22 protein-coding genes and 5 pseudogenes are annotated in these 24541 nt (G+C 68.3%); 14 read left to right on the forward strand and 13 right to left on the reverse strand.

Going from position 1 to position 24541, the window contains the following annotated elements:
- Both OG625_RS39635 and OG625_RS39640 read left to right on the forward strand, forming a co-directional pair.
- Entirely contained in the window at positions 1-420 is a 420-nt protein-coding gene (locus OG625_RS39635; protein ID WP_329391566.1) for a RacP protein, read from the forward strand.
- Between the two features lie 66 nt (positions 421-486).
- A pseudogene (locus OG625_RS39640) lies at positions 487-687 on the forward strand (transposase); the annotation flags it as partial.
- Positions 688-704: 17 nt separating this feature from the next.
- Here OG625_RS39640 and OG625_RS39645 read toward each other — a convergent pair.
- The 3 genes from OG625_RS39645 to OG625_RS39655 form a co-directional block, all read right to left on the reverse strand.
- The gene (locus tag OG625_RS39645; RefSeq protein WP_329390308.1) at positions 705-1193 is read right to left on the reverse strand and encodes a hypothetical protein; all 489 of its coding nucleotides are present in this window, start codon (positions 1191-1193) and stop codon (positions 705-707) included.
- A 59-nt stretch (positions 1194-1252) separates the two neighbouring features.
- A complete protein-coding gene (locus OG625_RS39650) occupies positions 1253-3169 on the reverse strand; it encodes a tyrosine-type recombinase/integrase (RefSeq protein ID WP_329391604.1) in 1917 nt (638 codons plus the stop codon).
- A 419-nt stretch (positions 3170-3588) separates the two neighbouring features.
- Entirely contained in the window at positions 3589-4647 is a 1059-nt protein-coding gene (locus OG625_RS39655) for a tyrosine-type recombinase/integrase (protein WP_329390304.1), read from the reverse strand.
- An 89-nt stretch (positions 4648-4736) separates the two neighbouring features.
- Between OG625_RS39655 and OG625_RS39660 the strand changes: the two are divergent.
- A pseudogene (locus tag OG625_RS39660) lies at positions 4737-5390 on the forward strand (IS5 family transposase); the annotation flags it as partial.
- A 118-nt stretch (positions 5391-5508) separates the two neighbouring features.
- On the opposite strand, the gene OG625_RS39665 reads toward OG625_RS39660, so the two are convergent.
- On the reverse strand, positions 5509-5889 hold the full coding sequence (locus OG625_RS39665; RefSeq protein WP_329390302.1) for a peptidase inhibitor family I36 protein: 381 nt from the start codon (positions 5887-5889) through the stop codon (positions 5509-5511).
- 392 nt (positions 5890-6281) lie between these two features.
- A pseudogene (locus tag OG625_RS39670) lies at positions 6282-7241 on the reverse strand (helix-turn-helix domain-containing protein); the annotation flags it as partial.
- Positions 7242-7608: 367 nt separating this feature from the next.
- Here OG625_RS39670 and OG625_RS39675 point away from each other — a divergent pair.
- The 5 genes and pseudogenes from OG625_RS39675 to OG625_RS41565 all read left to right on the forward strand — a co-directional run bounded on the left by OG625_RS39675 (position 7609) and on the right by OG625_RS41565 (position 10645).
- Positions 7609-7725: an HNH endonuclease gene (locus OG625_RS39675; protein ID WP_443067932.1), complete on the forward strand. Its 117-nt coding sequence runs from the start codon at positions 7609-7611 to the stop codon at positions 7723-7725.
- A 345-nt stretch (positions 7726-8070) separates the two neighbouring features.
- Entirely contained in the window at positions 8071-8619 is a 549-nt protein-coding gene (locus tag OG625_RS39680; protein ID WP_329390299.1) for a hypothetical protein, read from the forward strand.
- Entirely contained in the window at positions 8616-9257 is a 642-nt protein-coding gene (locus tag OG625_RS39685; protein WP_329390297.1) for an OmpA family protein, read from the forward strand. The genes OG625_RS39680 and OG625_RS39685 overlap by 4 nt, the downstream gene beginning before the upstream one ends.
- 73 nt (positions 9258-9330) lie before the next feature.
- A pseudogene (locus tag OG625_RS39690) lies at positions 9331-10310 on the forward strand (IS5 family transposase).
- A gap of 68 nt (positions 10311-10378) precedes the next feature.
- On the forward strand, positions 10379-10645 hold the full coding sequence (locus tag OG625_RS41565; protein WP_443067847.1) for a hypothetical protein: 267 nt from the start codon (positions 10379-10381) through the stop codon (positions 10643-10645).
- Here OG625_RS41565 and OG625_RS39700 read toward each other — a convergent pair.
- From OG625_RS39700 to OG625_RS39710, 3 genes are all read right to left on the reverse strand, one after another.
- Entirely contained in the window at positions 10620-10769 is a 150-nt protein-coding gene (locus tag OG625_RS39700; protein ID WP_329390293.1) for a hypothetical protein, read from the reverse strand. The two genes, OG625_RS41565 and OG625_RS39700, sit on opposite strands and share 26 nt — an antisense overlap.
- Positions 10770-11453: 684 nt before the next feature.
- On the reverse strand, positions 11454-11633 hold the full coding sequence (locus tag OG625_RS39705; RefSeq protein WP_329390291.1) for a hypothetical protein: 180 nt from the start codon (positions 11631-11633) through the stop codon (positions 11454-11456).
- 478 nt (positions 11634-12111) lie between these two features.
- Positions 12112-13581, reverse strand: a complete 1470-nt coding sequence (locus tag OG625_RS39710; RefSeq protein WP_329390289.1) for a phosphatidylinositol-specific phospholipase C domain-containing protein — start codon at positions 13579-13581, stop codon at positions 12112-12114.
- A gap of 299 nt (positions 13582-13880) precedes the next feature.
- Between OG625_RS39710 and OG625_RS39715 the strand changes: the two genes are divergently transcribed.
- Positions 13881-15635, forward strand: a complete 1755-nt coding sequence (locus OG625_RS39715) for a helix-turn-helix domain-containing protein (protein ID WP_329391570.1) — start codon at positions 13881-13883, stop codon at positions 15633-15635.
- On the forward strand, positions 15521-16306 hold the full coding sequence (locus OG625_RS39720; protein WP_329390285.1) for a tetratricopeptide repeat protein: 786 nt from the start codon (positions 15521-15523) through the stop codon (positions 16304-16306). The genes OG625_RS39715 and OG625_RS39720 overlap by 115 nt, the downstream gene beginning before the upstream one ends.
- An 8-nt stretch (positions 16307-16314) precedes the next feature.
- On the opposite strand, the pseudogene OG625_RS39725 reads toward OG625_RS39720, so the two are convergent.
- Positions 16315-16871: pseudogene (locus OG625_RS39725) on the reverse strand (IS5 family transposase); the annotation flags it as partial.
- Positions 16872-16946: 75 nt separating this feature from the next.
- On the opposite strand from OG625_RS39725, the gene OG625_RS39730 reads away from it, so the two are divergent.
- Positions 16947-17396: a hypothetical protein gene (locus OG625_RS39730; protein WP_329390283.1), complete on the forward strand. Its 450-nt coding sequence runs from the start codon at positions 16947-16949 to the stop codon at positions 17394-17396.
- A gap of 502 nt (positions 17397-17898) precedes the next feature.
- Here OG625_RS39730 and OG625_RS39735 read toward each other — a convergent pair.
- The gene (locus OG625_RS39735) at positions 17899-18366 is read right to left on the reverse strand and encodes an RICIN domain-containing protein (protein WP_329390282.1); all 468 of its coding nucleotides are present in this window, start codon (positions 18364-18366) and stop codon (positions 17899-17901) included.
- A 56-nt stretch (positions 18367-18422) separates the two neighbouring features.
- The gene (locus tag OG625_RS41570; protein WP_443067933.1) at positions 18423-18977 is read right to left on the reverse strand and encodes a DUF397 domain-containing protein; all 555 of its coding nucleotides are present in this window, start codon (positions 18975-18977) and stop codon (positions 18423-18425) included.
- On the opposite strand from OG625_RS41570, the gene OG625_RS39740 reads away from it, so the two are divergent.
- Positions 18949-21222, forward strand: coding sequence for a helicase associated domain-containing protein (locus OG625_RS39740; protein ID WP_329391572.1), 2274 nt, complete (start codon positions 18949-18951; stop codon positions 21220-21222). The genes OG625_RS41570 and OG625_RS39740 overlap by 29 nt on opposite strands.
- A gap of 180 nt (positions 21223-21402) precedes the next feature.
- Here OG625_RS39740 and OG625_RS39745 read toward each other — a convergent pair whose 3' ends face one another.
- Complete coding sequence (locus OG625_RS39745; RefSeq protein WP_329391574.1) at positions 21403-22395, reverse strand: hypothetical protein; 993 nt, start codon at positions 22393-22395, stop codon at positions 21403-21405.
- A gap of 56 nt (positions 22396-22451) precedes the next feature.
- Between OG625_RS39745 and OG625_RS39750 the strand changes: the two genes are divergently transcribed.
- Together OG625_RS39750 and OG625_RS39755 are read left to right on the forward strand one after the other, a co-directional pair.
- The gene (locus tag OG625_RS39750) at positions 22452-23483 is read left to right on the forward strand and encodes a S8/S53 family peptidase (protein ID WP_329391576.1); all 1032 of its coding nucleotides are present in this window, start codon (positions 22452-22454) and stop codon (positions 23481-23483) included.
- Between the two features lie 469 nt (positions 23484-23952).
- Positions 23953-24171 (forward strand): helicase associated domain-containing protein, encoded by a 219-nt coding sequence (locus OG625_RS39755; RefSeq protein WP_329391578.1) that lies wholly within the window; start codon positions 23953-23955, stop codon positions 24169-24171.
- A gap of 20 nt (positions 24172-24191) precedes the next feature.
- Here the strand turns inward: OG625_RS39755 and OG625_RS39760 are convergent, their stop codons facing one another.
- On the reverse strand, positions 24192-24434 hold the full coding sequence (locus tag OG625_RS39760) for a hypothetical protein (protein WP_329391580.1): 243 nt from the start codon (positions 24432-24434) through the stop codon (positions 24192-24194).
- Positions 24435-24541 lie beyond the last annotated feature (107 nt).

A 24541-nucleotide genomic window follows, 5' to 3' on the forward strand; every position in this document is an offset into this window, starting at 1 on the left:
ATGCCCCGCGCCTCACGGCGCCGGGGCGACGCCGCTCTGCGGCACGCCGACACGGTCCGATTCGTGCTCTTCGAAGCACGCCCCGCCGGACTCCTCTTCCACCAGCTCACCCGCGCCAGCGACCTCACCCCCAGCCAGGTGAGAGCCGGACTGGCCGCCCTCCGAGACGTCATCGCAGACCAGGGCTGGCCCCCGCTGATCTGGACCAGGGCCGACGGCTACCAGCTCGGAGCCGAACGAGCCGCCCTGGAGGCATACGAACGAAAGGTGATCAAGGAGAAGCTCACCGAGTTCCGCCGGTTCATCACCGGCACCGTCGCACCCCACGCCGCCAGCCACCCCGGTGACAAGTGGGTCCGCCACATCACCGCCCAGCTCAACTCCATCGAATCCACCCTCGACCTCGTCAACAGCTACTGACCCCCCGCTGCCCGGGGCCCGGCCGAAGGCCGGGCCCCGGGCAGCACCGCTTGAAGGCCCGCCACCATGCGCCGACGCCGCTACCCCTCCGACACCACCGACGCCGAATGGGCCCTGCTCGAACCCCTTCTCCCAGTCCCGGCCTGCGAGACACCCACCGGCGGCCGGCCCGAGAAGCACCACCGCCGCGAGATCGTCGACGCCATCCGCTACGTCGTCGACACCGGCTGCAAATGGCGGGCCTTGCCGGCGGACTACCCGCCCTTTCTGTGGAATCAAAGATGTCAAGCGGTGTGCTTGTGGATCACGCCGAGGTAGAGGTGTTCAGGATGGGGCACGTGGTCGTCACGGCCAGGCGTGAAGAACACCGCGCAGACGTTGGCGGGTTGGGTCAGGATGCTGGATTGCTCTCCGAACGTGAGGCGGTCGTTGATGTCGTGGCGGCAGTCGACTGCGTCAAGGCCAGCGATCAGGTCTTCTCGGAGCACTGTGGACGGGTAGGACTCTGAGTCTGGCAAGACTAGGGGCGGCAACATGGTTGTCGAGCCTGGCCGGAGACTGATCGAGATTCCGCTTACAAGGCGTTGGGTGATGGACAGCTCCAGGCCGTTCCAGGCGTGGGGGTAGCCGTCAATGTCCGGTCTCATCCGGATGGCGGGGTGTGGGCGTCCTGGACCCAGGAGATCCTCGGCCTGGGTCAGGGACATGCCGCAGTGAAGCGGTCCGATACGGCCGGTCCGGGCGAAGTCGACGAGCACGTTCATCAAGGTCACGACGGTGACTCTGGCATCTTCTCGTGCTGGCCCACACCTGGATAAAGTTCGAAGGGTCCTCAGCACGGCTCACCGGGCCGGCACGATCGCGTGCGGGTGGTGAGGTCGATGACCGGCAGCAGAGTCGCAGTCGCGGGGGCGCCGATCTGGCTCGGTGTCGGCCCTGCGGGGGTAGGAACGTCGGCGAGTCGTTCGAGGAGCTTGTCGAGGGCGGTCTGCCCGTCGTCGACGGCGGCGCGTTCATCGTCGGTGAGCGGGATATTGGCCAGCATCTTCTGCAGGTTGTCTTTCGCCTCAAGCAGTTGGCCCTTGCTGGATACCTTCGGGGTGTAGAAGTCGCAGCGTGCGCAGGCCATGCGGTGCTGGCACTGCTCGAAGAAGGTGTAGGTGCACCAGCCGTGGCCGAGGTCGTAGTACTGCCAGGGTTCACCGCTGGCGGCGGCGCCGGAGGTGACCGCGTCGCGGTCGACGAGGACTTCGATGGTGCGTACGTTTCTGGCGAAGTAGCCGGCGTCGTTGTAAGCCCTGGCTAGGGTGTTCGGGGTGAGCTTCGCGTAGTGCGTGGTTGCCTCGGGAGTGCGGTGGCCCAGCCATTCCTGCAGCTCAAAGAGGGTCATGGGCTCCTTGGCGTTGTAGAGCTGGCTGGCGATCGTGGACCGGGCACGGTGGCTGGTGATGTTGCCGCGGACATCGGCGTTGGGGACGCCGGCCTTGCGGCAGAGCATCGGGATGATCGCCGTGTTGATGTAGTGCTTTGCGACCCGGCGGGCGCGGTGGGCGAACAGGAAGTCGGCGTACTCGTTGGTCTTGCGGTCGAGCATCGGCGGCTGAGCGGGTCTGACAGACTGCCATGCTTCGATGGCCTGGCCCAGGAGTGGATCGACGGGTTTGGTGAACGCGGTACCGGTTTTGTGGGTCGGCACGTTCAGCAGGCAGACGGCGTCGCGAGCGAGGACCTCTCCGGAGTCGCCGGGGATGGGCAGGCCGTCGTGCTGCCATCGGATGCAGCCGACCAGGAGGCGGGCGATCTCGTCGCTGCGTTGGCCGGCGAACAGCCAGGTCAGCGTGATTGCCCGGATCAGCTCGGCAGGATAGGTGCGGCCGTCCGCGGTCGGCAGGTCGCCGGGCTCGAGGTTCAGGCCCGCCCAGAGCAGCTTGGCCCAGATGTCATCGGCGATCACCCGCGGGTCCGGGCCCATCAGGGCTCGGACGCTTCGTGGCGTTCTCAGGGCATGGGCGGGGTCGAACCTGCGCGGGATCAGTTCCCATTCGTGCAGGTCACGGAAAAATGCGCGGGGCACTTTGAGATAGCCGGACTTCGTCTGCGGCGTGAGCGGTTTGCCCAGGCGGTTCTGCGACTGCATGCCGCGGGTCCACTGGGAGAAGTCTCCGACGCTCATGCGGTCCACGGCTGCGACCCAGGACGCGCACGTCTGTCGGGTCCACTGGCGGGGCTCGGTGATCTCGGGGTGCTCGGCGGCCAGCCAGCGACCGATCTTGGCGAGCACGCTGCGGTAGCCGCTGCGGATCTTCGGAGTCAGCGTAGATGTCGCGTACCAATGCTCGACCGAAGCCGCCCAGGCAGCCGGGACGCCCTCCATCGCGGCCGGTCCGGCCTCCTGCCGTGACGGCGGCGGGTCCGCGTGGCCGAGTGCCGCGACCGCCCGCTGGATGCCGTAGAAATCCTTGCCCCACTGTCCGCTCATCGCCGGATGGACGCGCAGTGCGGCCAGGGCCTCGGTAGACAGGTCCTCCAGTAGCGGACTGCGGTTCAGCAGCAGCGTCTGGCAGATCACCGCGGCCAGCTTGTCGGCGTCACGGCGATAGCCCCAGTCGGCCAGAACCGTGCAGATCCGCCGGACGGCATCGTCGACGGGATCGTCCCCGAACACCCGGGTGGCCAGGGTCGGCCGCTGGAAGCGGCCGAGCCGATCGAAGGCGGTGAACTCGCCGAGCAAGTAGGCAAGAGCGATCACGAACGGCCGGGAGTTGGGGCCGATCTGTCCGCCCCAGGAGCGTCGGAAGTCGGTGCCGCTGGTGTCCACCAGTTCCACCCAGTCGTCTGCCGACCAGCCCCAGAAGGCCCGGCGAAGCTCGCCGCAGCGGATCAGCACGAGCCCGGCCGCGTCCCGCGCGAACCGCCGCTGGTGATGGTCGTCCGGCGGCCAGTGCAGGCCGGCGAGAGCGTCCGCCAACGGCCGCACCAACCGCGCGATCGGCCGCAGAGGCATCGCGTCGAGGACGAGGCCGTCACGCCGGAGCTGATCGATGCTGAGTGTCAGGAGCACGTCCGACTCGGCCTCGGTGAGCAGGCCGCGACGGTCATAGTGTGCAAGGTCGACGGACCATGCCCAGGTCGGACGGCTTGTCGGCCCAGCCGTTCTCGGTTGGGCGGTCACTCGGCGACCACCTTCGAGGGATGGGCGCCTCGGGTCAGCATGTCCACGCGCCAGGAATGGATCTGCTGCATGCCCCGGTTCAGTTTCTCCGCCAGGTCGCGGCCCGAGAGATGGATGTAGGTCAGCGTTGATTCGGTGCTGCGATGACCGGCGAAGGAGGCGATGGCGTGCAGTTCCCAGCCCATTCTGGCCAGGTCGGTCAAGCACAGATGCCGTGTGGTGTGGGTCGAGAACCGCGGCAGGTCGGCGGCGAGCGCGACGCGCCGGATCACCTTCGACCACGTCCACAGGGTCAGCGGCTGGCCGTAGTTGCGGCGTGACTCGGACAAGAACAGCGGCCCGCGGGCCCGGCTGATTGTGGCCCGATGCGTGAGGTAGTCGGATAGCAGGACGCCGGTCGCCGCCGAGTAGGGGACGACCCGTTCGCGCCGGGTCTTCGTCGTCTCGGCCCGAATCCGGAGGGTCCGGTGAGCTGGGTCAAGGTCGTCGGTCCGCAGCGAGCACAGTTCCTCGCGCCGCAGGGCCGCGTCATAGGCGAGAGCGAGCATGACCCGGTTGCGTACGGGCTCTTCACGCGCGACGGCCAGCAGGTCGAGCCACTGCTGTTCGCCCGGAATCCAAGGCAGCTTCGTAAGCCGGGGCACCAGCCCGCGCTGGTGGCCGCCGAAGTTCCTGCTGGGCGTGTAGCGACCGCGGCCGACCGGGTTCGATTCCCGCAGGCCTTCCTCGATGAGGTAGTCGTAGAACAGCCGAACCGGCACCAGCCGCTGCTGCAGCGTCGCATTCGCCAGACCGGCCCCGGAGTCCAGAGCGACGACGTTGCCTCCTCGTCGGCTCGGCCGCGAGCTCAGCTCCTTCACGAAGGCCGCCACGTGCAGACGCTTCGCGGCGACCGGGTCGATTCCGTCCCGCTCGCAGACCAGCAGGTACTCGGCGAGTCCCCGCGCGTACGCGTCGATCGTCCGGGGAGCCCGTCCGAGATCTGTCCACACTCGCAGCCACTCGGCCGCCCGCTCATGCCGGCTCAGAACCGGCCACTTCTCCTCCAGGACCACTGCGCTGCCCAACGGGTCTCCTCAGAACGTGGGGACGCCGCAGGATACGAGCTGCATCCTGCGGCGCGTGATTCCACGTAACTAATAGGAACACGGTTTACGGCTACTTCGCCAAATGGGCAGACGAGGGCGTGTTCGCTCAGCTCAACGGCCTGCTCAGGCAACTCCTGCGGGAGAAGGAAGGCCGGGACGCCGAGCCATCGGCCTGTGTGATCGACGCCCAGAGCGTCAAGACCTCCACCAGCGTCCACGCCTCCAGCCAGGGCATCGACGCGGGGAAGAAGATCGTCGGCAGAAAGCGGAGCATTGTCACCGACACGCTCGGCCTCTTGCTCGCGGTGCTGGTTACCGCGGCGAGCGTGCAGGACTCTATCGCCGGCACCCGGCTCCTGGACCAGGTCGCCGCCGACCACCCCGGGATCCACAAAGTGTGGGTCGACGGCGGCTACCGCCAGCACCTCGTCGAGCACGCGGCTGCCCTTGGCATCGATATGGAGATCACCGCCCGCATCCCCGGGACCAGGGGCTTCACCCCGATTCCCAAGCGGTGGGCGGTTGAGCGGACCTACGGCTGGCTCATGCTCCACCGGCGCCTGGCCCGCGACTACGAAGCCCTTCCCGCCCGCTCCGAAGCCGTGATCCACATCGCCATGACCGACCTTATGGCCCGCCGCCTCACCGGCGAGAGCACCATCTCCTGGCGCGAACCGAAGAAGGCCGCCAAACACACCATTCCGGGATGAAACATCGGACGAAAACGGCCCCTAAGCCGGGATCGCTGTCCGTGACTCCCCTCGTGGGAGTTACGGAGGGGCGACTCCGAGCGGAGTCGCCCCTCCGTTTACGGATCTGGTCGAAACCTCAGTCGGTACACACCCATACCTCGCCGGAGAGGGATGAACTGTCGGAACTGCTGCCACCGTTACGGATGTTCCAGACGTTGTTCCAGTTCTCATCGTAAAAGCGGGCGTAGACAGACATGTTGTTGTCGTAGGAGTAGACGCGGTTCCTGAGTCCGTAATCTGCGAGATACCAGCACGTGCCACGGCTGCCAGTTTCGAACTGCATGCCCCTGAAGCCGGTGCTGCTGTACAGGCACAGTTTACCGGCATCGCACGGCTCGGCGGCAGATGCTGCGGGAGCGAGCGCGACGCCGACCGCTGTCAACGCCAGCGTAGCGATAGCGGTTGCTGTCTTTCGCCACATGATGATCACTTCTTCCACTCGGGAGGTATCCGTCACGTCGCTTTCCATATCCGCGACTTGACGAGTATTTGGGTGTTGATGTACTCACGTGTTGATCAGAAGTTCTTCTTGTTGAGGATGTAACGGGCATGCGGAGCGCCGAAGTAACCGCGCACGATGTTGCGGCTAGCGCTGGCGTCTGCGGAAGCTCACCGCGAGAGCGGCCTTACGGATCCACGTCATGCTGAGCCCCTTCGTTGAGGTGGGGTGCGCCCCACCTGGCATGGAAACTTATGTTTGTTCGAATGTGGAATCCCCGTTTCCCTCGGCCTGGTTCTTCGGCCGGGAGGAGAAGACCTCAGCAGTCTGCCCTGGTGCGGCGGGAAGGTCGTGAGCACTGGGTCCACAACTTCCTTAGCACTGAGTCCACTTGGATGCGTGGGCTTGGAGGCTTGGTGGCGGTGGTCCTTGGGTGTGGTGCCGTAGGCGTTGCGATGGGCACGGCTGAAGTCGGCGGCGCGGGGAAACCCCCATCGTGCGGCGATGGCGTGGATGGGCGTGGTGCGCAGGGCAGGGTCTGCGAGGTCTCGGCGGGCGGCCTCTAAACGTTGGTGGCGTATCTGGGCGGCGACGGTGGCGCCTTCGGCCTGGAAGATTTGGTGAAGGTAACTGGTGGAGATGTGGTGTGCGACGGCGATGCCGGCTGGAGTCAGTTGCGGGTCGTGCAGGTGTTGGCGGATGAATGCCTGGATGCGCAGGGCAAGGGCCCGCCGGTGAGTCTCGGGCGGCAGGGATCCGTCCGCGCTGAGGATGTGGGCGAAGAGTGCGGCCACCAGATCGGTCAGGACTGTTCCCAGGCGGGGTCCATCGCAGGGCTGGTAGGCACTGGTGTCTTTGGATAACTCGGTGAGGAAGTGCGCGAGCAGGCCGCCGATCCCTTCTCGTCCTTCCACCCGGCATCCGATCAGCCTGCTTGCACCGCCGCGGGGCAGCGGTAGGAGCGCCTTGGGGATCTCAAGACCCACTGTTGTGATCACCTCGCCGCTGGCGTGGATCTCCCACGGCCGGGAAGAGTCGTTCCAGTACAGATCGTGCGGACTGTAGTGGACTTCTCGGTTCTTGCCCCAGGTGACAGAACCGCTCCCGCGCAGCAGCAGCGAGAGGTGGTACACCTCCGGATCAGACTGGCGGATCAGCTTGGGCGTCCGCCGAAAGACAAGCGGCTGGAACGTAGCCGGCCACACGGACACGGCGCCGAGGTCCAGCACACGCTGCGTGGCCCGGTAGTCATCGGCATGGTCGCTGCTGAGGCGCATGGGCGCGCGGGTCCGGCCCATGCGCTCCTGCCAGTAGTCGAACCGGCTCTCAGCATCCACATCGACACTTCGGAACATCATTTCGTTCAACATCAATACATTCCCGCCCTCTTGAGTCCCTACCGCGCGTACATCGCATTCTCTAGCGCGCGGTGCTGCCGGGAGGAGGGGGCGCTCCTGCGCAGGCGCCGGATCCGGCCACTCGTCCCGCTGATCCCCAGCCCGGGCTCAGCGGGACGACGGCGTGAAGGTCGCGTCGGCGACTCCGCACCACGGCACCGTCGCCACCGGCCAGACCTGGCCCAGGGTCTCGGCGTGCTCCGCCGCTCGTGCGCCTTTCCCCTTTCGGTTCGCGCCCTGGTCTCCCTTCTCGATTCCGTGGGCGGATACAGGAGCGCGGTCACGCGTGGTGTGACTGGTGCAAGGACGACTTCCCCGCGTCCGCTGTGGTGTGGACCGCGTGAAGCCCCTCGCCGTCGGCGGGACGGACACAGACGGCAATGTTCAAGTGCTGTGCCGGGGCTGCCACAAGCTCAAGACGAGTACCGAATTCGGGGCCGCTGTTGCCCCGCACTGACGCCGCCTCGCACGGACCCTGACGAGGTCCCTACGAGCGCGGAAGGGACGCAGTGCAGGCGCGCACACTGTACGAGCATGACCGGCTTTCCCCTCTGCCCAGTTGCCGAGCTCGACTCATGGGCAACGCTCACGGCTGTTGGACACCGAGTCAACTGCCGTAGACCCAGGGTGAGAAGGCTTCTCCTGGGCTTCTGCGGAGGTGCATGTGTGCGATGCATGTCACCGGGGCACAGGGTTCGCATGCGCTACTGTGCAACGCGTTGCAGTGGACGGGGAGCGAGGGGGAAGCGTGATGCATGAGGTACAGGGTCGGACCGGTCTTGGGCACCGAAGTTGGCATGGAATGGCGCAAGTCGGGGCGAAGGTGGCCGCCGTCGGCCTCGTTGCGGTCGTAACGCTTTCGCTGAGCGGGTGCGGGGTTGGCGACTCGGGCGGTGCGCCGGACGGCAAGAAGCCGGCCGCCGAAAAGCCGGCCGCCGCGGACCCCAAGGGCAAGGGTCTGGAGATGAAGGGCGCGAACGGCGCGGTGCTCACCATCGACTCCGTGCAGCGGTACGAGGGCGGTGTGGTGACCGTCCGCGGCGAGATGCGCAACGACGGCAAGGTGGCACTGAACACCGGCCAGTGGACCGGCGGCAACGATCTGTCGCTGAAAAACGGCTACTCCTCGTCGGGTGCCACCCTGGCGGACCTCAAGGGCAAGAAGCGTTACTATCCGCTGCGGGACACCCAGGGCAACTGCCTGTGCAACCAGTTCCACACGGTCTTCCAGCCCGGCGACACGGCCCCGGTCTTCGTCCAGTTCCCGGCGCCGCCGGAGGGCACCACGGAGGTCGACTTCGCCATGCCGACCTTCGGCACCGCCCCCGTCAAGATCACGGTCGCCCAGTGAGGCCGGCGACGACGGCACGCACCGCTGCCGCCCGACTCGCGGCCTGCGCACTCACCGCCGTATGCCTGACGACTTTCCTCAGTCTGCACGACGCCCCTGTGGCCCGCGCCGACCCCTCGCCCAGCGCCTCACCCAAGCCGCCGCCCGTCCCGGTCGATCCGCACGCCAAGGTCCTGGAACTGAAGAAGGGTGCGGAGCTGGCCCCTCCGGTGGTGGTCGACATCCTCTCGGTCTCCGGAGACCTGTCCGGCGACTCGGGGCGCGAGGAATCGAACGAAGACATCAAGCTGACCCTCCAGTCCGAGGTCCTCTTCGCCAAGGACAGCGCGGAGCTGAGCGGCCATGCCGACGCCCGGATCGCCGAGGTCGCCGAGGAGATCAGGGAGAACGGCCCGCAGAAGGTCACGGTCCACGGCTTCACCGACAACCTGGGGACGTACGCCCACGGCAAGACCCTCTCCACGGAGCGTGCCGAGGCCGTACACAAGGCGCTCGCCGCGAAGTTGGGTGCATCCGGGATCGCCTACGAGGTGGTCGGCAAGAGCGAGGACGACCCCATAGCGGACAACTCCACCGAGGAGGGCCGGAAGAAGAACCGACGGGTGGAGATCTCGTTCGGGCGGGGGACGGAGGACTAGGGATTGTGTGATGTCGTGGTCAGTTGTGGGGTATCGCCTTCTTCGTGGGGCGGAACCCGGTAGGACATTGGTCGTGACACGTAGGCAACTCACCCATGCCCAGTGGAAGTTCATCGAGCCGTACCTGCCGATTGGTAGGTACGGCCCGTACCCCGAGCGGTTGCGGGAGCAGTTCGAAGGGGTGATCTGGCGGTTCCGGTCCAGTGGGCAGTGGCGGGAGATGCCTACCGAGTTCGGCCCCTGGGCCACCGTCTACGGACGTTTCCGGGTATGGCGGAACGCTGGCGTTTTCTCCGCCCTGCTGGAAAGCCTGATCGCTGAGGCCGCCCGCGCGGAGCAAACAGATTTGTCGCTGGTCAGCGTAGATTCCACAACGGTCCGCGCTCACCACGACGCTGCCGGGATGCGAGTCAGCAAGCACCTCATGGACGCTCTGGAAGAAGCCGCGCAGGAGCAGGAGGCAGCGCGTCAAAAGGGGGCGGACCGGAGGAACAGAACGGACAGGTCGAGCGTCGGCGCATCCGGCGCAGACACAAGCTCCGCCTGAATGAGGCCCTGCTCGGCAGGTCACGGGGCGGGCTTACCAGCAAGATTCATCTCGCCTCGGACCGCAGGTGCCGTCCGCTCGCGCTGGTCCTGACCGCCGGGCAGGCCGGGGACAGCCCGCACTTCATCCCCATGCTCAAGAGAGTGCGAGTCCGCCTGCCTGTCGGCCGTCCACGAACCCGGCCCGGCGCGGTCGCCGCGGACAAGGCCTACTCGTCTCGCAGCAACCGCTCCTACCTGCGCAGACGCGGTATCAAGGCAGTCATCCCGGAAAAAAGGGACCAGGCCACCAACCGGAAGAAGAAGGGCGTCCGAGGCGGCCGGCCTGTCAGCCACGACGCTGACCTCTACAAGGACCGGAACACTGTCGAACGCCTGATCAACAAGCTGAAAGCCTGGCGTGGGATCGCCACCCGATACGACAAGTCGCCCGAGAGCTACCTCGCCGGCGTCCACCTCCGCGCCGCAATGATCTGGATCGACGACCTGCTGAGGACCGCCGACTGATCACGACATCACACGGGCCCTAGGACGTCGCCTTCGACCAGCTGGCCCGGCTCGGCGCGGACGCCGAGGTGCTGGCCCCGGCTTGCCTGCGCGCCCGCTTCCGTGAGCGCGCCGCAGCCCTGGCCGCCCTCTACCAGGCCGACCCTCAGGAGGCGGAACGCCTCGAACGACAACCGGCCGGCTTCCGGGTCCCATACAAGGAGTTCGCCGTCGAGGACCAGGCCGTGAGGGAGCTGCGCGGCAGCTGCGACCAGGTCCGGCCAGCGGTCCTGAACCAGGGACCCGCGGCGGGTCTGCACCAGCACCCGCTCACTCACCGGGGCCAGCCGCGGTGAAGACGAGCGCCCGATGCCCGTCCAGCTTTTGTTCGTAGGCCACCCCGGCACGCAGCGCGGCCGGGCCGGACACCGACTCTGCGGCCTGTGCCAGCATCGGCTCCACCGGCGGCCTGAGCACCATCCCCGGAGCCTCCCTCGCAGTCGCCCCCTTCCAGGGTCACCCTCCCCCGAGAGACGGTCCCGGCGGGAGGCCGTCGCGTCATCCATCCGAGGGGTGCAACGGATCGTCTGGGCCGGGCTGGGGCCTGGGTGCGGCACGGTGGCGGCATGCGCCGCTGGTCTCTGCCCCTGCTCCTCGCCGCGTTGCTCGCGGCCTCCGGATGCGTCACCGTCCACCCCGGCCCGGCCGCGAAGGCCTCCCCGGCCACCGCGGCGACCGACCACAAACACCACGCCCGGCCCGGACAGCGCGTCACAGAGCCGGCGCTGCCCCTCTCTCCCCTGCCTGGCGCCCAACCCTCCGCCGAGCCCCGCACCGAGCCTGCCCGGCACACCCCCGCAACCACCCCGAGCCGCCGGACTGCAGCCATCCCCCGCCGAACCCATCCCAGGCCCACCCGGCCGCACCAGGCCACCGCCCCGCACCGGGCCGCCCCACCCAAGCGCGCCGCGAAGGCCAGGACCACGGGCACAGCGAAGGCGAAGCCCGCCGCCCGTACACCCGCCCCGCGCGCCGCCCGGCCCGCCCCCGGTGTGCGGGCCGGGGACATGGCAGCACTGTGCCGCTCCGCACACGGCGTCACCAGCCCGACCATCGCCGCGCTGTGCCACCAGACTGTCCCGTCTCACCGAAGGTTGACCGATCTCACTGAAGTCGGACCGACCCCTCCTTTGTCTCACCGAAGGTTGACCGACCCGCTCGGAGCACGCTGAGTCCCGTGACGTCGTCGCCCTCCGCCAGGGCCTGGGTCAGCAAAGCCCTCTCCGTTGCCCGGTTGGCTGCCGGCATGCCAAGGATCAGGGCAGCTGCTTGCTCGATGAGCATGCCCGCGTCCTCCAGCAGCGTCAGCGCGCTTCCGATCTCCCGTAGATGCGCCCCCGCATCCCTGGCTGGACCGACTGCCCACATCGCTTCTGAGTGCATTGCCATCACAAACTGGCGGACCCGCTCCATGGCAAGCTGCGGGTCCGCTGTACGAGCTGATTCAGAGTGCAATCCACGTGACGACTAACGCCCCGGAGCTGCAGGCGGCATGGACTGGCGCGGTCAAGCTTCGGTGAGATCGGTCAACCTTCGGTGAGACAGGACAACCTCTCCGCCACGGCTCTGGCCGCCCTGGACCGCACCGGCACCACCCAGCTCCGGCGGTTCGCCACCCCGAGAGCGCGACGGTGTACCTCTTCCTCGCCACGGCGCCCCGGCTCGCGCTGACGGTCGAGTACCGCTGGCGGACACGGGAACGGCCCGGTCCGGCACCCGTGCGGTGCCGGACCGGGCCGTCCGGTCGTACGTCGGTCCGTCGTCAGCGCTTGGGGCAGGCGGCCTGGGTGACCTTGCCGGCCTTGGCCGTCGATGTGCCGGGGTCCAGGGTCAGGCACTTGCCGGTCCACTGGTTGATGAAGTAGTAGCCGTGCGTCTGGCCGTTGCTGTCGGTGTTGGTCGGCATGACGTTCCACAGCTGGCTGCCGGAGAACCACTTGGTCTCGCAGGGCCACCAGAAGAGCTGCGTGCCCTCGCCGGGCGGGGTCCCGTTGTTGTACGGAACGGTGAGGCAGGAGCCGTTGCCCGCCTTGAGCCAGTAGTGGCCCTTGCCGTCGTAGTTCGGCTTCGTGGCCGTCCACTGGTGGCTGCTGGGCGCCGGGTTCACGCAGGTCCGCTGCGTGACCAGGCCGCCGGAGCCGTCGGGGAATTCGTCACCGCGCACCATGCAGCGGTTGGTGCCGTAGGTGCTGACGTACTGCTTGGCGCCGTTGACGGTCCACACCGCCGGGTCGGGCTCGAAGACGTAGTTGTCGCGGTTGAGCCCATCGACCACCGACACGGGCGTGTGGCCCGAGTTGTCGGAGAGCTGGTAGAAATCCACCGCGACGAAGTTCGGGTTGCGGCCGCCCGCGGCGGGCCGGCACGACTTCTCGATCCGGCTCTTGAGCGTGGCGCCGTTGTCGATCTTGGCGTAGGCCTTCGGGTCGAGGTTGTCCGAGCTGAACTGGTTCATGGTGAACAGCGGGGTGAGGCCGGTCGTCCCCGGCATCGGGTTCGTGTGCAGCGGATTGCCGTTCCGCGACTCGCAGCCGGACGGCTGCCCCACGCCGTAGCTGTACCGGTTCTCCACGGTGTGCGACCAGGTGTTCATCAGGGTGCCGGAGCCGGCGGCCACGTCGCCCCAGCTGTCCTGGAAGATCACCAGGCGCTGGTTGGCGGAGACCATGTCCTTCAGCCGCGGCCAATTGTTGCTGAAGATGCCCCAGTCGTTCTGGTCGAAGAGCATCTTGCCGGCGCCCTTGGCGTCCAGCAGGTCGGTGATGCTCTTGCTGAGCGTCTCGCGGCTCGCGTAGTTCTCCAGGAAGATCGTCACCACCTCCTGCGGGTTCTTCTGCAGGAAGTTCACGACGTTCAGCAGCGCTGAGTTGAACTGCTCGTAGCACAGGGACGTGCCGCCGTGGCACAGCTGGACGGGGCCGGTGCCCTTGGGGTCGTAGGTGTCGAGCATCAGTCCGCGCACCCCGCCCTCGAGCTGCTCCTTGATGCTCTGCGACTGGTTCGGCGGAACCGGCCAGTGCATGTCGGTGTTGGCGTAGGCGTTGTGCGCGGTCACGAACGACCACTGGTGATAGCGCGCGTTCCCGTACTTGCTGCTCGCCGCCACCGCCCCCGTGGGAGCCGTCAGCGCCGAGGCCAAGACGAGGAGCGCGAGCACAGGAAGGGCAAGCAGGCGCAGCAGGCGAGCACGGCGGTCGGCGCCCGGACGGGGCGCGGTACCACTGGTTCTCATTGTGAAATTCCCCTGGTAGAAGCGGCCGCCGGCGACCGCGGGCACGGTACGGCGGCGACCGGGTGTACGGAAGGTCCCCCGCGCCCGGCGCGCAGCCGCACGCGGGAGCGCCGGCGGAGCGGCGACGGACCGGCCTCGGGCGGGGGCTGGTCGGGCTCCCTCCCGGGTCGCTCCAGCCAACCGCGGCCAGCCGATCCGGACCAGGCAGTTCCACCGGCAGAAGTACGGTCCGGCATACTTTTGCCGGACGAAAGGACCGGCGGACCGGCCGGTCCGCGCAGCACCGGGGGACAAGCGGCATGGGGACGGACACACCGGCCACCGGCAGGTTCGGTGAGCACCTGCTCCGCCTGCGCACGGGCGCCGACCAGAGCCAGGAGGAGCTGGCGCACGCCGCGGGGGTGAGCGTGCGGGCCCTGTCGGACATGGAGCGCGGCCGGTCCCGGGGGCCGCAGCGGCGCACCGTGACGGCCCTGGCCGCGGCGCTGGGACTGGATGCGGCCGGCACCGAGGAACTGGAACGGGCCGCCAGCCGGGGACGGCCCCGCGCGCGCCGGGCCGGGAGTGAGCCGGCGGCCAGGTCGTACGCGGGCGCCGGCCCGGCGGGAGAGGCCGGGGGGAAGCCGGCTGTCGGGCGGTCCGAAGGCGCCGGCGAGGCGGGCTCCACCGCCCCGGGCCCCGCCTTCCGCCACACCCTCGCACTCCCCCGCGACCTGCGCGACTTCACCGCCCGCGGGCCCGCCCTGGCGCGGCTGGCGGCCCTGGCCGAGCAGTGGGACCCCGGCCGTCCGCCGGTGGCGGTGGTCTGCGGCCAGCCCGGCCTGGGCAAGACCGCCTTCGCCGTGCACGCCGCCCACGCCCTGGCACCCCACTTCCCCGACGGGCAGTTCCACCTCGACCTGCGAGGCATGGACCTGCAGCCCACCCCGCCCCGTGACGCGCTCGCCCGCCTGCTACGCGCCCTCGGCGCCACCGACGTACCCGCCGGCACCGACGACCGCAGCGGTCTCCTGCGCTCCCTCCTGCGCGACCGGCGCGTCCTGCTCGTGTTGGACAACGCCGCGGACGAGGACCAGGTACGGCCCCTGCTGCCCGGGGAGGGCGCCTCCCTCACCCTCGTCACCAGCCGCCACGCCCTCGCCGGCCTGGAAGCCGTCCACCGCACCGAACTCGGCCTGCTCCGCCGCGAAGAAGCCGTCGAACTCCTCACCCGCATCATCGGCCTGCACCGCGTCACACAAGAAGCCCAGGCCGCCCGCGACCTCGCCGACCTCTGCGGCCACCTCCCCCTCGCCGTCCGCATCGCCGGACAACGCCTCGCCTCCCGCCCCACCGAACACATCGCCAAACTCGCCACCCAACTCGCCGAACAAGGCAGTCGCCTCGACACCCTGAAGGCCGGTTCACTCGAGATCCGGGCCGCCTTCGCCCTCTCCTACCGGCAACTGAGCCCGCAGGCACAGACCGTCTTCCGACGCTCCTGCCTGGCCCACGGCCCCGACTTCAGCCCCCAAACCGCCGCCCTACTGGCCGACCTGCCCACCCGCAAGGCCGCCGGGTACGCCGAGGACCTGGTCGATGCCGGCCTCCTCCAGTCCCACCCCACCGCTGACCGTTACCGCTACCACGATCTCCTGCGCCTGTTCGCCGCCGCGCAGTCGGCCGAGGAGGACGGGCCCGAGGAGATCACCGCCGCCGAGGACCGGGCCGCCCGCTGGACGCTGCGCCGGGCCACCGCCGCCGCCCTGCACTTCGAGGCCGAGTACGGTCGGCCGCCGACCAGGGTGACGCGGAAGGCGACCCCGACCCGGCCACCGCGCCGGTCGGCAGCGACCGTGCCAGGGCCTGGCTGGTGGAGGAACGGGCCCAGTGGCTCGGTGCCCTGCGCCACGCCCAGTCGGCCGGCCGGCACCGCCAGGTCGTCGACGCGGCGCAGGCGATGCACTGGTTCTCCGACGCCACCATGGACTGGGAGGTGTGGGCCGAGGTGTTCCGGCGGGCCGCCGACTCCGCCCGGGCGCTGGGCAGCACCCGTGAGGTGGCCGTGCAGCTGAACTACCTCGCCTGGGCCCGCAACATGTGCGTCTTCGACTACGTCGGAGCGCTGGCCGCCGCGGACACCGCTCTGGAAGCGGCCCGGCAGGCGGGCGACGAGCTCCAGGTGGGCTGGGCTCTGGGGTACGGCGCGGGGGCGCTCCAACGGCTCGGTCGGATCACGGAGGCCGTCGCGCGGCTGAGGTCGTCGGTCGCCCGGTTCGCCGGGCTGTCCTGCGGCGCGAGCAGGCTGGCCGAACTGACCGCCCTCAACGCGCTGGGCCAGGTTCTGCGCATGGACGGCCGGCCCGAGGAAGCACTGGCCATCCACCGCCGCAGCGAAACGCTCTGCCGGGCGGGCATCCCGGGGCGACCGACCGCAGTGAGCAATGCCTACCTGTCCCTGGTCAGCCAGAGCGTCGGCAACGACCTGGCTGCGCTCGGCCGGTGGAGCGAGGCGGAAGCCCCTCTGCGTGAGGTGCTGACCCTTCGTGCGGGGAACCCGGAGTCTTTTTGGAGCGAGACCGCCCGGCTAGAGCTGGGCGTCGTCCTGCGTCACCTGGGCCGTCACGAAGAGGCCCGGGAAACCCTGACGGCCGCCCACGAATCCCTGGTCCGGCTGAACCACCCCCGGCAGCTCGAAGCCGCCGCCGAGCTCAGCACCCTGGAAGCCGCCGCCAGCACCGCTTAGACCGTGTCCTATGTGGTGAGGCGGACGAGTCGTTTGTAGCAGCAGAGGGCAGCGGCGAGTCCGAGAAATGCCAGGTAGTTGCGGGGGTGGCGCTCGTAGCGGTGGTCCGGTCAGCCAGGACATGGTTCGCTCGACCACCCACCTGCGCCGTCCGAGGCGTTCTGATGCCTCAATGCCTCTGCGGGCGATGCGGACGCCGATGCGTTTTCCGCGTAACCATTTCCGCAGTTCAGGGATGTCGTAGGCCTTGTCGGCATGCAGGCGTTGGGGCTTGAAGTGGCGGCCGCGGCGGGGGTCGTGTCTCGTTTGGTGACCGAGGACCATGGGCTTCAGGGCTTGACTGTCGTGGGTGTTGGCTGCGGTGACACCGACAACGAGGGGCAGTCCGTTCGCGTCCGACAGGACGTGCATCTTGGAGCCCGGCTTGCCCCGGTCCACGGGGCTCGGACCTGTGAGTTCGCCCCTTTTTAGCCCTCACGTGGGCCGAGTCGAGGACCGCGCGGGACAGGTCGAGGAGGCCAGCGTCGTCGAGGCGGTACAGGATCTCCTCGTGCAAACGGCCCCATGCTCAACCACCTGCGCAGTCAAAAGCGGAAGAGGCCCGGGGTGGTGCTGACGCGATGAGATAGCGTCCCGGCACATGGCGGCCGACGACAACGAAGAGCGAGAAGAGCCCAAGACGGACGCGACTGCGGAGAAGGCTGCTGCCAGCATGCGGCTCGTGGACGACCTCGTTGCTCAGGTGCCCGGATTCCAGGACGCCTACGAGAGCCACGTCTTCAACGAGAACGGCGTACTACCGCACATGTTCTTCTGGGACGTCGTGCAGGACACCGTCCACTCCTACCTGGCGGAGGGCGACCCCGACGGTCCCGACTGGCGCCGAGTCCTTGCCTTCCTGGAAGAGGAGACGCGGCATCGCGTGCCCGGGGCAATCGAGGTCATCGTGACCTCGTTCCTCAACGACCTCCCCTACGAGGGAGAACCTGCGCACGGCATCGAAGCCCATCTCGGACCCGCCATGAAGAAGAGATACCTACAGCTTCGCCCCTGGTACGGGACGGAGAGCCCGGACATCCACGAACACTGACGCCGGCAACACCCCATAGACAGCGCACGCCGTTGTCCAGACACAACGCACACCGATGACACCGAACACACCGCACCAAAATGTCACCACCAGGTGCACACCCACCCCTGACCAGCATCAGCGACGACCTACTCACGATGGACAACTACCGCGGCACCCCAGGGACAATCACCCGCGGTCTCGCAAGTGAATAGACCTCGATCTCACATTCGTGACAGTGACCCCACTCCCTGAAACAGCCCCCGACCAGCAGCAACACGCAAAGGCCCACTGTCTCTCACACCACTGTCACCAAACCGAGAGATCGCAGTCGAAGGCGCCATGCCGGAGCGGGCCGCGGAGCCGAAACGCACGGCGATGCTCACTGCGGTGGACTGTTGTCCCACCAGGTGGCGTGCCGCCCCGGAGCAGGCCGGGGCGGCAACACTTCAAGGTGGTAGATCACCGCTCCATAGCCGCACAGCGCAGGATCACTGCGCCGACTGCGACGGCAGACCTCAGGTCAGGCGTTCATGAAGTACCACTGCTGTCCCCGCGCCGCGTAGACAGTCGACCACTGCTGTACGGGGGCGCCGTCGTGCGTCCAGGAGTTCTCGACCTCGGCTACGTGGCTGGTGCCCACATTCCAGAGCCAGAGGTCTCCGCCGGATCCGATGTTCTGGATGATCTCCCACTTTTGATGGCCGATGCTCGCGTCGCAGGTCCACTGCTGGATCGGGGCGCCATTGTGCCGCCATCCGTTCTCGACCTCCAGGCACTTCCCGCTGTTTATGTTGATGATCTGGTACTCGCTGTTGCCGAGGGGGCGCAACTTCCACTTGGATCCCGACTGCCCCACACAACTCCACTGCTGGGCATTGGCCCCGTTGACCTTGCTGGAGTTCTCGATCTCCAGGCACTTGTTGCTGTTTGCGTTCTTGATGTAAAGGGGGCCGCTGTCCGCCGCGTGGGAGGCACCAGAGTTCGTCATCACCAACGCGACCCCAGCCGCAACGGTGGCAGCAACCTTCGCCGTCTTCTTCGTTCTCACTTGCCCTCCAATAGCAATCCACATGTACGCGCCAAGAATGTACGACACACGGGCATGCTCTGTGGTTGCCCCCGGTGGGCAGGTTTTCTCGGGAAACACCTCCGGTTCCTCCGTGACCGCTCCATCAGCACCTGATATGCCCCTCGGCGACGGCCGCCCACGAAGGCGGCCAAGGCGGCAGCGGTGGTGCGGAAGGCGCGGCCTTCGGGGTTCCTGGAGTCACGGACGGCGACTACACCTCGCGGGCCGCGACGAGTTCGCGGCACCGGATATTGCCGGCGCGGTGGTGTTCCATCGCGGGCGGGCCCGCCGGAACCCCCGTGATGCAGACACCCTGCATAGTCCACCAGAAGGTGCCCGCAGACGGCCTCCGTGCACGAGCAGCCGGCCGGCCCGGCGAACGGTCGGGAGTGCCGGCACACCTGAGACCGCCCCCAGGGCCCCGACCACGACAACTCGACCCGGCGCAGCCGGCCCCCGAATGCGATCTCCCGCGTTCCTGTCAGTGGGCGACCTGCATGTGTGCCGCCCCGTGACAGTGACAGGCACACCGAACACCACCCCCATGTCAGTGACGAACCAAGCCCCTGGCTACACGACCAGTACAAACACGACTACCTGACAGCCCGTCACTGCCAGCAGCCCACTGACATCAACCCGGCACATCGCACTCACGGCACCGCCGGCGACCTCGGGCGCCCGTGGGCGGCCATCCACGACAACACCCGGATCCCGGCCGACTTCCGTCTCTACCTGACCGCGACCCCACGGATCCTGGCGGCGGCCCGGCCGCAGCAGGGCGCCGGGGGCGAGGAGCTGGAGATCGCGAGCATGGCCGATGACCCGGACGGCACCTACGGGGCGTGGCTGGCCGAGCTCGGGCTGTCCGAAGCGATCGAGCGGGGGATCCTCGCGGGGTTCGAGATCGACGTGCTGGAGATCCGCGACCCGTCGCCCGTCCTCGGGGAGTCGGAGGAGGCACGGCGGGGCCGGCGCCTGGCGCTGCTGCAGACCGCGCTCCTGGAACACGCCGCCGCGCACAACCTGCGTACGGTCATGACGTTCCACCAGAAGGTCGAGGAGGCCGCCGCGTTCGCGGACAAGCTGCTGGAGACCGCCGCCGAGCTGTACGTCACCGACGCCTCCGACGCCGACCTGGCGGCCGCGGGCCGGCTCTCCGCGTCATCGATCGACGCGGCGTTCTACGAGCTGGAAGCAGGCCGCCACGTCCCGCCGGACCGGGTGTGGTCGGCTTGGCTGTGCGGGGACCACCTCGTCACCGAGCGGCGCGAGGTCCTGCGGCAGTTCGCCAACGGCATCGACGCGAACAACCGGCGCGTACACCGAGCGTTCCTCGCCTCCGTACGGGTCCTCGGCGAGGGCGTCGACATCACCGGTGAGCGCGGTGTGGAGGCGATCTGCTTCGCGGACACCCGCGGCTCCCAGGTCGAGATCGTCCAGAACATCGGGCGCGCCCTGCGGCTCAACCGCGACGGCAGCACGAAGATCGCCCGCATCATCGTGCCGGTGTTCCTGGAGCCGGGTGAGGACCCGACCGACATGGTCGCCTCCGCTAGCTTCCGCCCTCTTGTGGCGGTCCTCCAGGGCCTCCGCAGTCATGATGAGCACCTGGTCGAGCAGCTCGCCTCCCGTGCCCTCACCAGCGGCCAACGCAAGGTCCACATCCAGCGCGACGAAAACGGCCGCATCGTCGGGGCCAGCGACGAAGGCGAGGACCGGGAGGACGGTGCCGCCGAGTCGGCCCTGCTCCACTTCTCCTCTCCCCGGGACGCCGCCACGATCGCCGCGTTCCTGCGCACCCGCGTCTACCGGCCCGACAGCCTCGTCTGGCTGGAGGGCTACCAAGCCCTGCTGCGGTGGCGGGCCGAGAACGGGATCACCGGCCTGCACGCCGTCCCCTACGACACCGAGACCGAAGTCGGCATCACCAAGGACTTCCCCCTCGGACGGTGGGTCCACCAACAGCGCAAAGCCCTGCGCGCCGGCGAACTCGAGGAACGGCGCAAGACCCTGCTCGAGGCGCCGGAGGCCGGCATGGTGTGGGAACCGGGCGAAGAGGCATGGGAGGCCAAGCTCGCCGCACTCCGCTCCTACCACCGCGCCACCGGGCACCTCGCACCCCGGCAAGACGCCGTGTGGGGCGAGGACAACGAAATGGTGCCCATCGGACAGCACATGGCCAACCTCCGCCGCAAGGGCGCCAAGAATGGCCTCGGCAAAGACCAGGACCGGGCCGCCGAGCGCGCGGCACAGCTCACCGCGATCGACCCCGACTGGGACTGCCCCTGGCCGCTCGACTGGCAGCGGCATTACCGCGTCCTCGCGGACCTGGTCGACGCCGACGGCCAACTGCCCGACATCGCACCCGGCGTGCTGATGGACGGCGACGACATCGGACGGTGGCTCCAGCAGCAGAAGCAGCCGGCCATCTGGGCGCGGCTCCTGCCCGAGCAGCAGGAACGGCTGACCCTGCTGGGCGTACAACCCGACCAGGTGCCGCCTCCGGCCCCGGCGGCCAGCCGTGCGGCGAAGGGGCCGGGCAAGGCGCAGCAGGCGTTCCAGCGGGGCCTGGCGGCGCTCGCGCAGTGGGTGGAGCGGGAAGGCGCCCACCGGCCGGTGCCGAGGGCCCACGGCGAGGAGATCACGGTCGAGGGCGAGGCCGAGCCGGTGGTGGTGAAGCTGGGCGTGTGGGTCTCCAACACCAAGAGCAGGCGCGACAAACTCACCGCCGACCAGCTGGCCGCCCTCGCGCAGCTCGGCGTGGACTGGGCGTGACACGCCACCTCGCTCGTCGTTGAGCTGTGAGGTCAGCGAAGTGGAGGCCCCGGGACGTCGTGACCCCCGGGGCCTCTTGCTGTGGAACCTGGACTGACTGCTAAGGCAGTTCGTCGTCGAAGAACTTGATCACGGACGTGACCAGCATGAGCGCGTACACGGCGTCGATCACGTGTCCGGTCAGCAGCTCTTGGTGGGCTCGATCTTCTCGACCCAGGCAGCGGGAAGGGAGATGGTCTGCGTTGCGGGCCCGTCAGTTACGCGGAGTGCGATGTGCTGGGGCGTGGGGTCGGCGGTGATAGTGCCGCACAGCGACGCCTTGGCCGCGGTCTGGCCGTTCTGAAGGTAGGTCACCGTCACGGGTGCGGTCACCGGCTTCCTCGGCGGGCCGAGCCATACCAGCCCGAGTGAGACGATCAGGCATGCCAGCGACCCGAGCGCGGCCCCGACCGCGATCCACAGACGTCGTGCGACGCTGACCACGGCCTTCCGCCCTTTGGTGCCGTACCACCGCAGAAGCTTGTCGTCGGTCGAGACGTCTTGGCCCTTGCCGATCCGGAGCCAGCCGAATGCCGCGGCGTAGCCGAGCACGATTGACAAGGCCGCCAGGAAGGCGCCGACCGTGAGGGCGGCGAAGAGCCCGTTCCGCGCCTCATCGGAGAGGTCCTTCACGGTGTCCTTGCCCACGACGGCGCCTGCAATGGCGAAGAGGCCGTAGAGGGCGGCGAGCCCCGGCAGCCACTTCTCGGCCAGGGTGCGCGCGGAGGTGAGCTCCACGGAGACCGGGGATGCCAGTTCCAGCGCCGCCTGCGCCACGAGCGGGTCGACATCAGCCGACAGCCGCCATCCCTGGCCGTCTGGTTCGACGGCTGCCATCCACCGTCGTCCGCAGCCTGTCAGAACCGACGTGGGACGTGCGGGATGGTCTACGTGGCAGTGGCAGCGGAACTGGCGGGTTGTACGTGTTGCGGGATCCGGTACGTCTTCGGCGGCCTCGGCTCCGGGCTCTACATCGGGCGCCAATGCCTGCGCGGTCTGGTGCGTGCACGCCGGGCAGGGGCCGCTGGCAGTGAAGCCGCCGCCCGGCACTGGGACGACATGCCATGCATCGAGGACTTCCTGGCGGACTTGGACTGCCGTGTCTTCTTTGTATTCGATGGGCTCTGATGCCATTTTGGCATTGTGGACCGATATGACCTGATAGCGGGGAAGGTGACGTCGTGTGCCAGATGGACTGCAAGTATTTCACCGTCGTGGGCCCGGGAAGCGTCCTGCAGGAGGTGGAGCGGCGCTGGGAACGGCTTGCCACCCCCGACAGGTATGGGGTGTATGCGGTGAAGCTTCGCCAGCTCGGCGACTACTACGAAGGCTTCCCACCGGACTGCCCCGGGGTTCTCATCGCCTACACCGAAGAGCCCGTGGGCAGTATTGCCGCCGGCATGCTGCAGTCCGAACTGGCCTCGCTCCCTGTGGTGTGCGAGCCGGGCTATCAGTTCCAGGCCGCCTCGATCGGTCCGAGCTCGTCCTCGGGCGGGGCGGAGCCGGCAGCCGCCTTCGATCAACAGAACATCAACGTGGTGCTGAACAACCTGGGCGTCGGGGCGGCCGGGAAGGTCGCCGTCCTGGATTCAGGTGCGCCGTCCGGACTCGGCCAGATGATCGACTTCCTCGGCGCAGTACCGCGCGACAGGGCTGCCGCTGACCCGTTCGGGCACGCCACCGCGGTCATCGGTCTGCTCAGGGAGCTTCGGCCGAACGCCGACGTGATTCCCGTGCGCGTCCTGAACGACAAAGGGCTGGCCGACTCCTTCGCGGTCTTCCTGGCCCTCGCGTTCTGCCTCTGGGACTCCCCACACCGCCCCGACGTCGTCAACGCGAGCCTGACCACCCTCGCTGTGCCTCCTTGTGCGTCCTCGCTGGGCGGAACCCTGGCCTACGTGGCCGATCTCTGCGACAGCGCCAACGCCAACAAACCGCTGCCACCGCTGGTGACCGCCGCGGGCAACGCGCCCAACCCGCGCGTCCAGTACCCCGCTCTCCTCCCCCACGCCACCGTCGTGAAGGCAACCGACTTCACCGGAGCCGACGCCCCCTACAACATCACCAACTTCTCGGGCGTCACGGGAACCATCGCGTACGCCTACGGAGGAACAAAGGCGGATCCATTCGGCACACTTACCGACGCCGCGGGCAACACCAAGGACATCTTCGGAACCTCCTACGCAGCAGCCGTCCACACCGCCTCGCTCCTGCGCGCGTAAGGGCGTCCAGACCCTCCGGCCAGGGACGCCGCCCGAGCAGTTCCGGCCGCGGCCGCCCTCCCCCATGTCCGCCCCGGACACCGGTGCGGCCAGCCAGGGATGGGCGGGTGTCACCTTGCGCGTCATCGCCCGTAGCCAGTCACGCCAGGATCGGAATTCCATGAGCGCGAGTTCAGCCAGGTCGACCACGGTGGTGCTCCCGCGGTGAGGCGGCTGTCTCTGCGCGGGCAAGGACTTCGGCGTGCTGTCTGAACCTCGCTCCTCGCCACCTTGGTGGCCGACGCCCTTTTGGCTGCCCTTTCGATCGGGCTCGGCTACACCGCGGCATTCGGCTGGCTCCGGCGGCCGGCGGGCAGTCGCCGACAGTGACGTGCGGCGGCGGCTGCTGGAGGTTCTCCACCCCGAGGTGGCACAGTCCACGTTCCGCCGGACGCTCCGTCACGATCATGCGCTTCCCTGAGTGGGTGCGGTGGCAGACAGCGCTGTCTGCCGCCTGGGCGAATCAGCTGGAATGCTGTTCCTCGCGGCGATCTGCTGCACAAAAGCGTCGCGGTCGATGTACGGGTCGACGGCAGCGAGGACCGACCGCTCCGCAGGCGTGTGGAGCTCCAACACCAAGACCCGGCGCGGCAAACTCACCCAGGAGCAACTGGACGCGCTGCGGGAGCTAGGGGTGGACTCGGCGTAATCGCCGAGGATTCGGGTGCGTTAGCCGGCTTGGGGTTTGCGGCTTTGCACCAGGTGGGGGTCATCAAAGATGATCACTTCCCACCACTCCCGAAAGACCGTGGGGTCATCGCCTTGCGGTTTTGCGACTCGCCGGATCTGGATGCCGGTGCCAAGGAGCTCGGATCCCTCCATGAAACGGGCTACGACGCTCAAGTCCTCGGTCAGGATGTACTTCGTCTCACGGGGGTTGGCGGTGTAGCCACCCGTCGAGTCGTCCGACACATCGCCTCCTTGCTGGGTCAGCGTGATCGTCTCAGCCTCTCCCGTTCGCACGCGAGCCCAGGCCAGACCTTCGCCTTGCGTGGCCTATCGAGGGTCGCGCTGAGGGG

It is taken from the genome of Streptomyces sp. NBC_01351 (assembly GCF_036237315.1).
Taxonomy (GTDB): domain Bacteria; phylum Actinomycetota; class Actinomycetes; order Streptomycetales; family Streptomycetaceae; genus Streptomyces.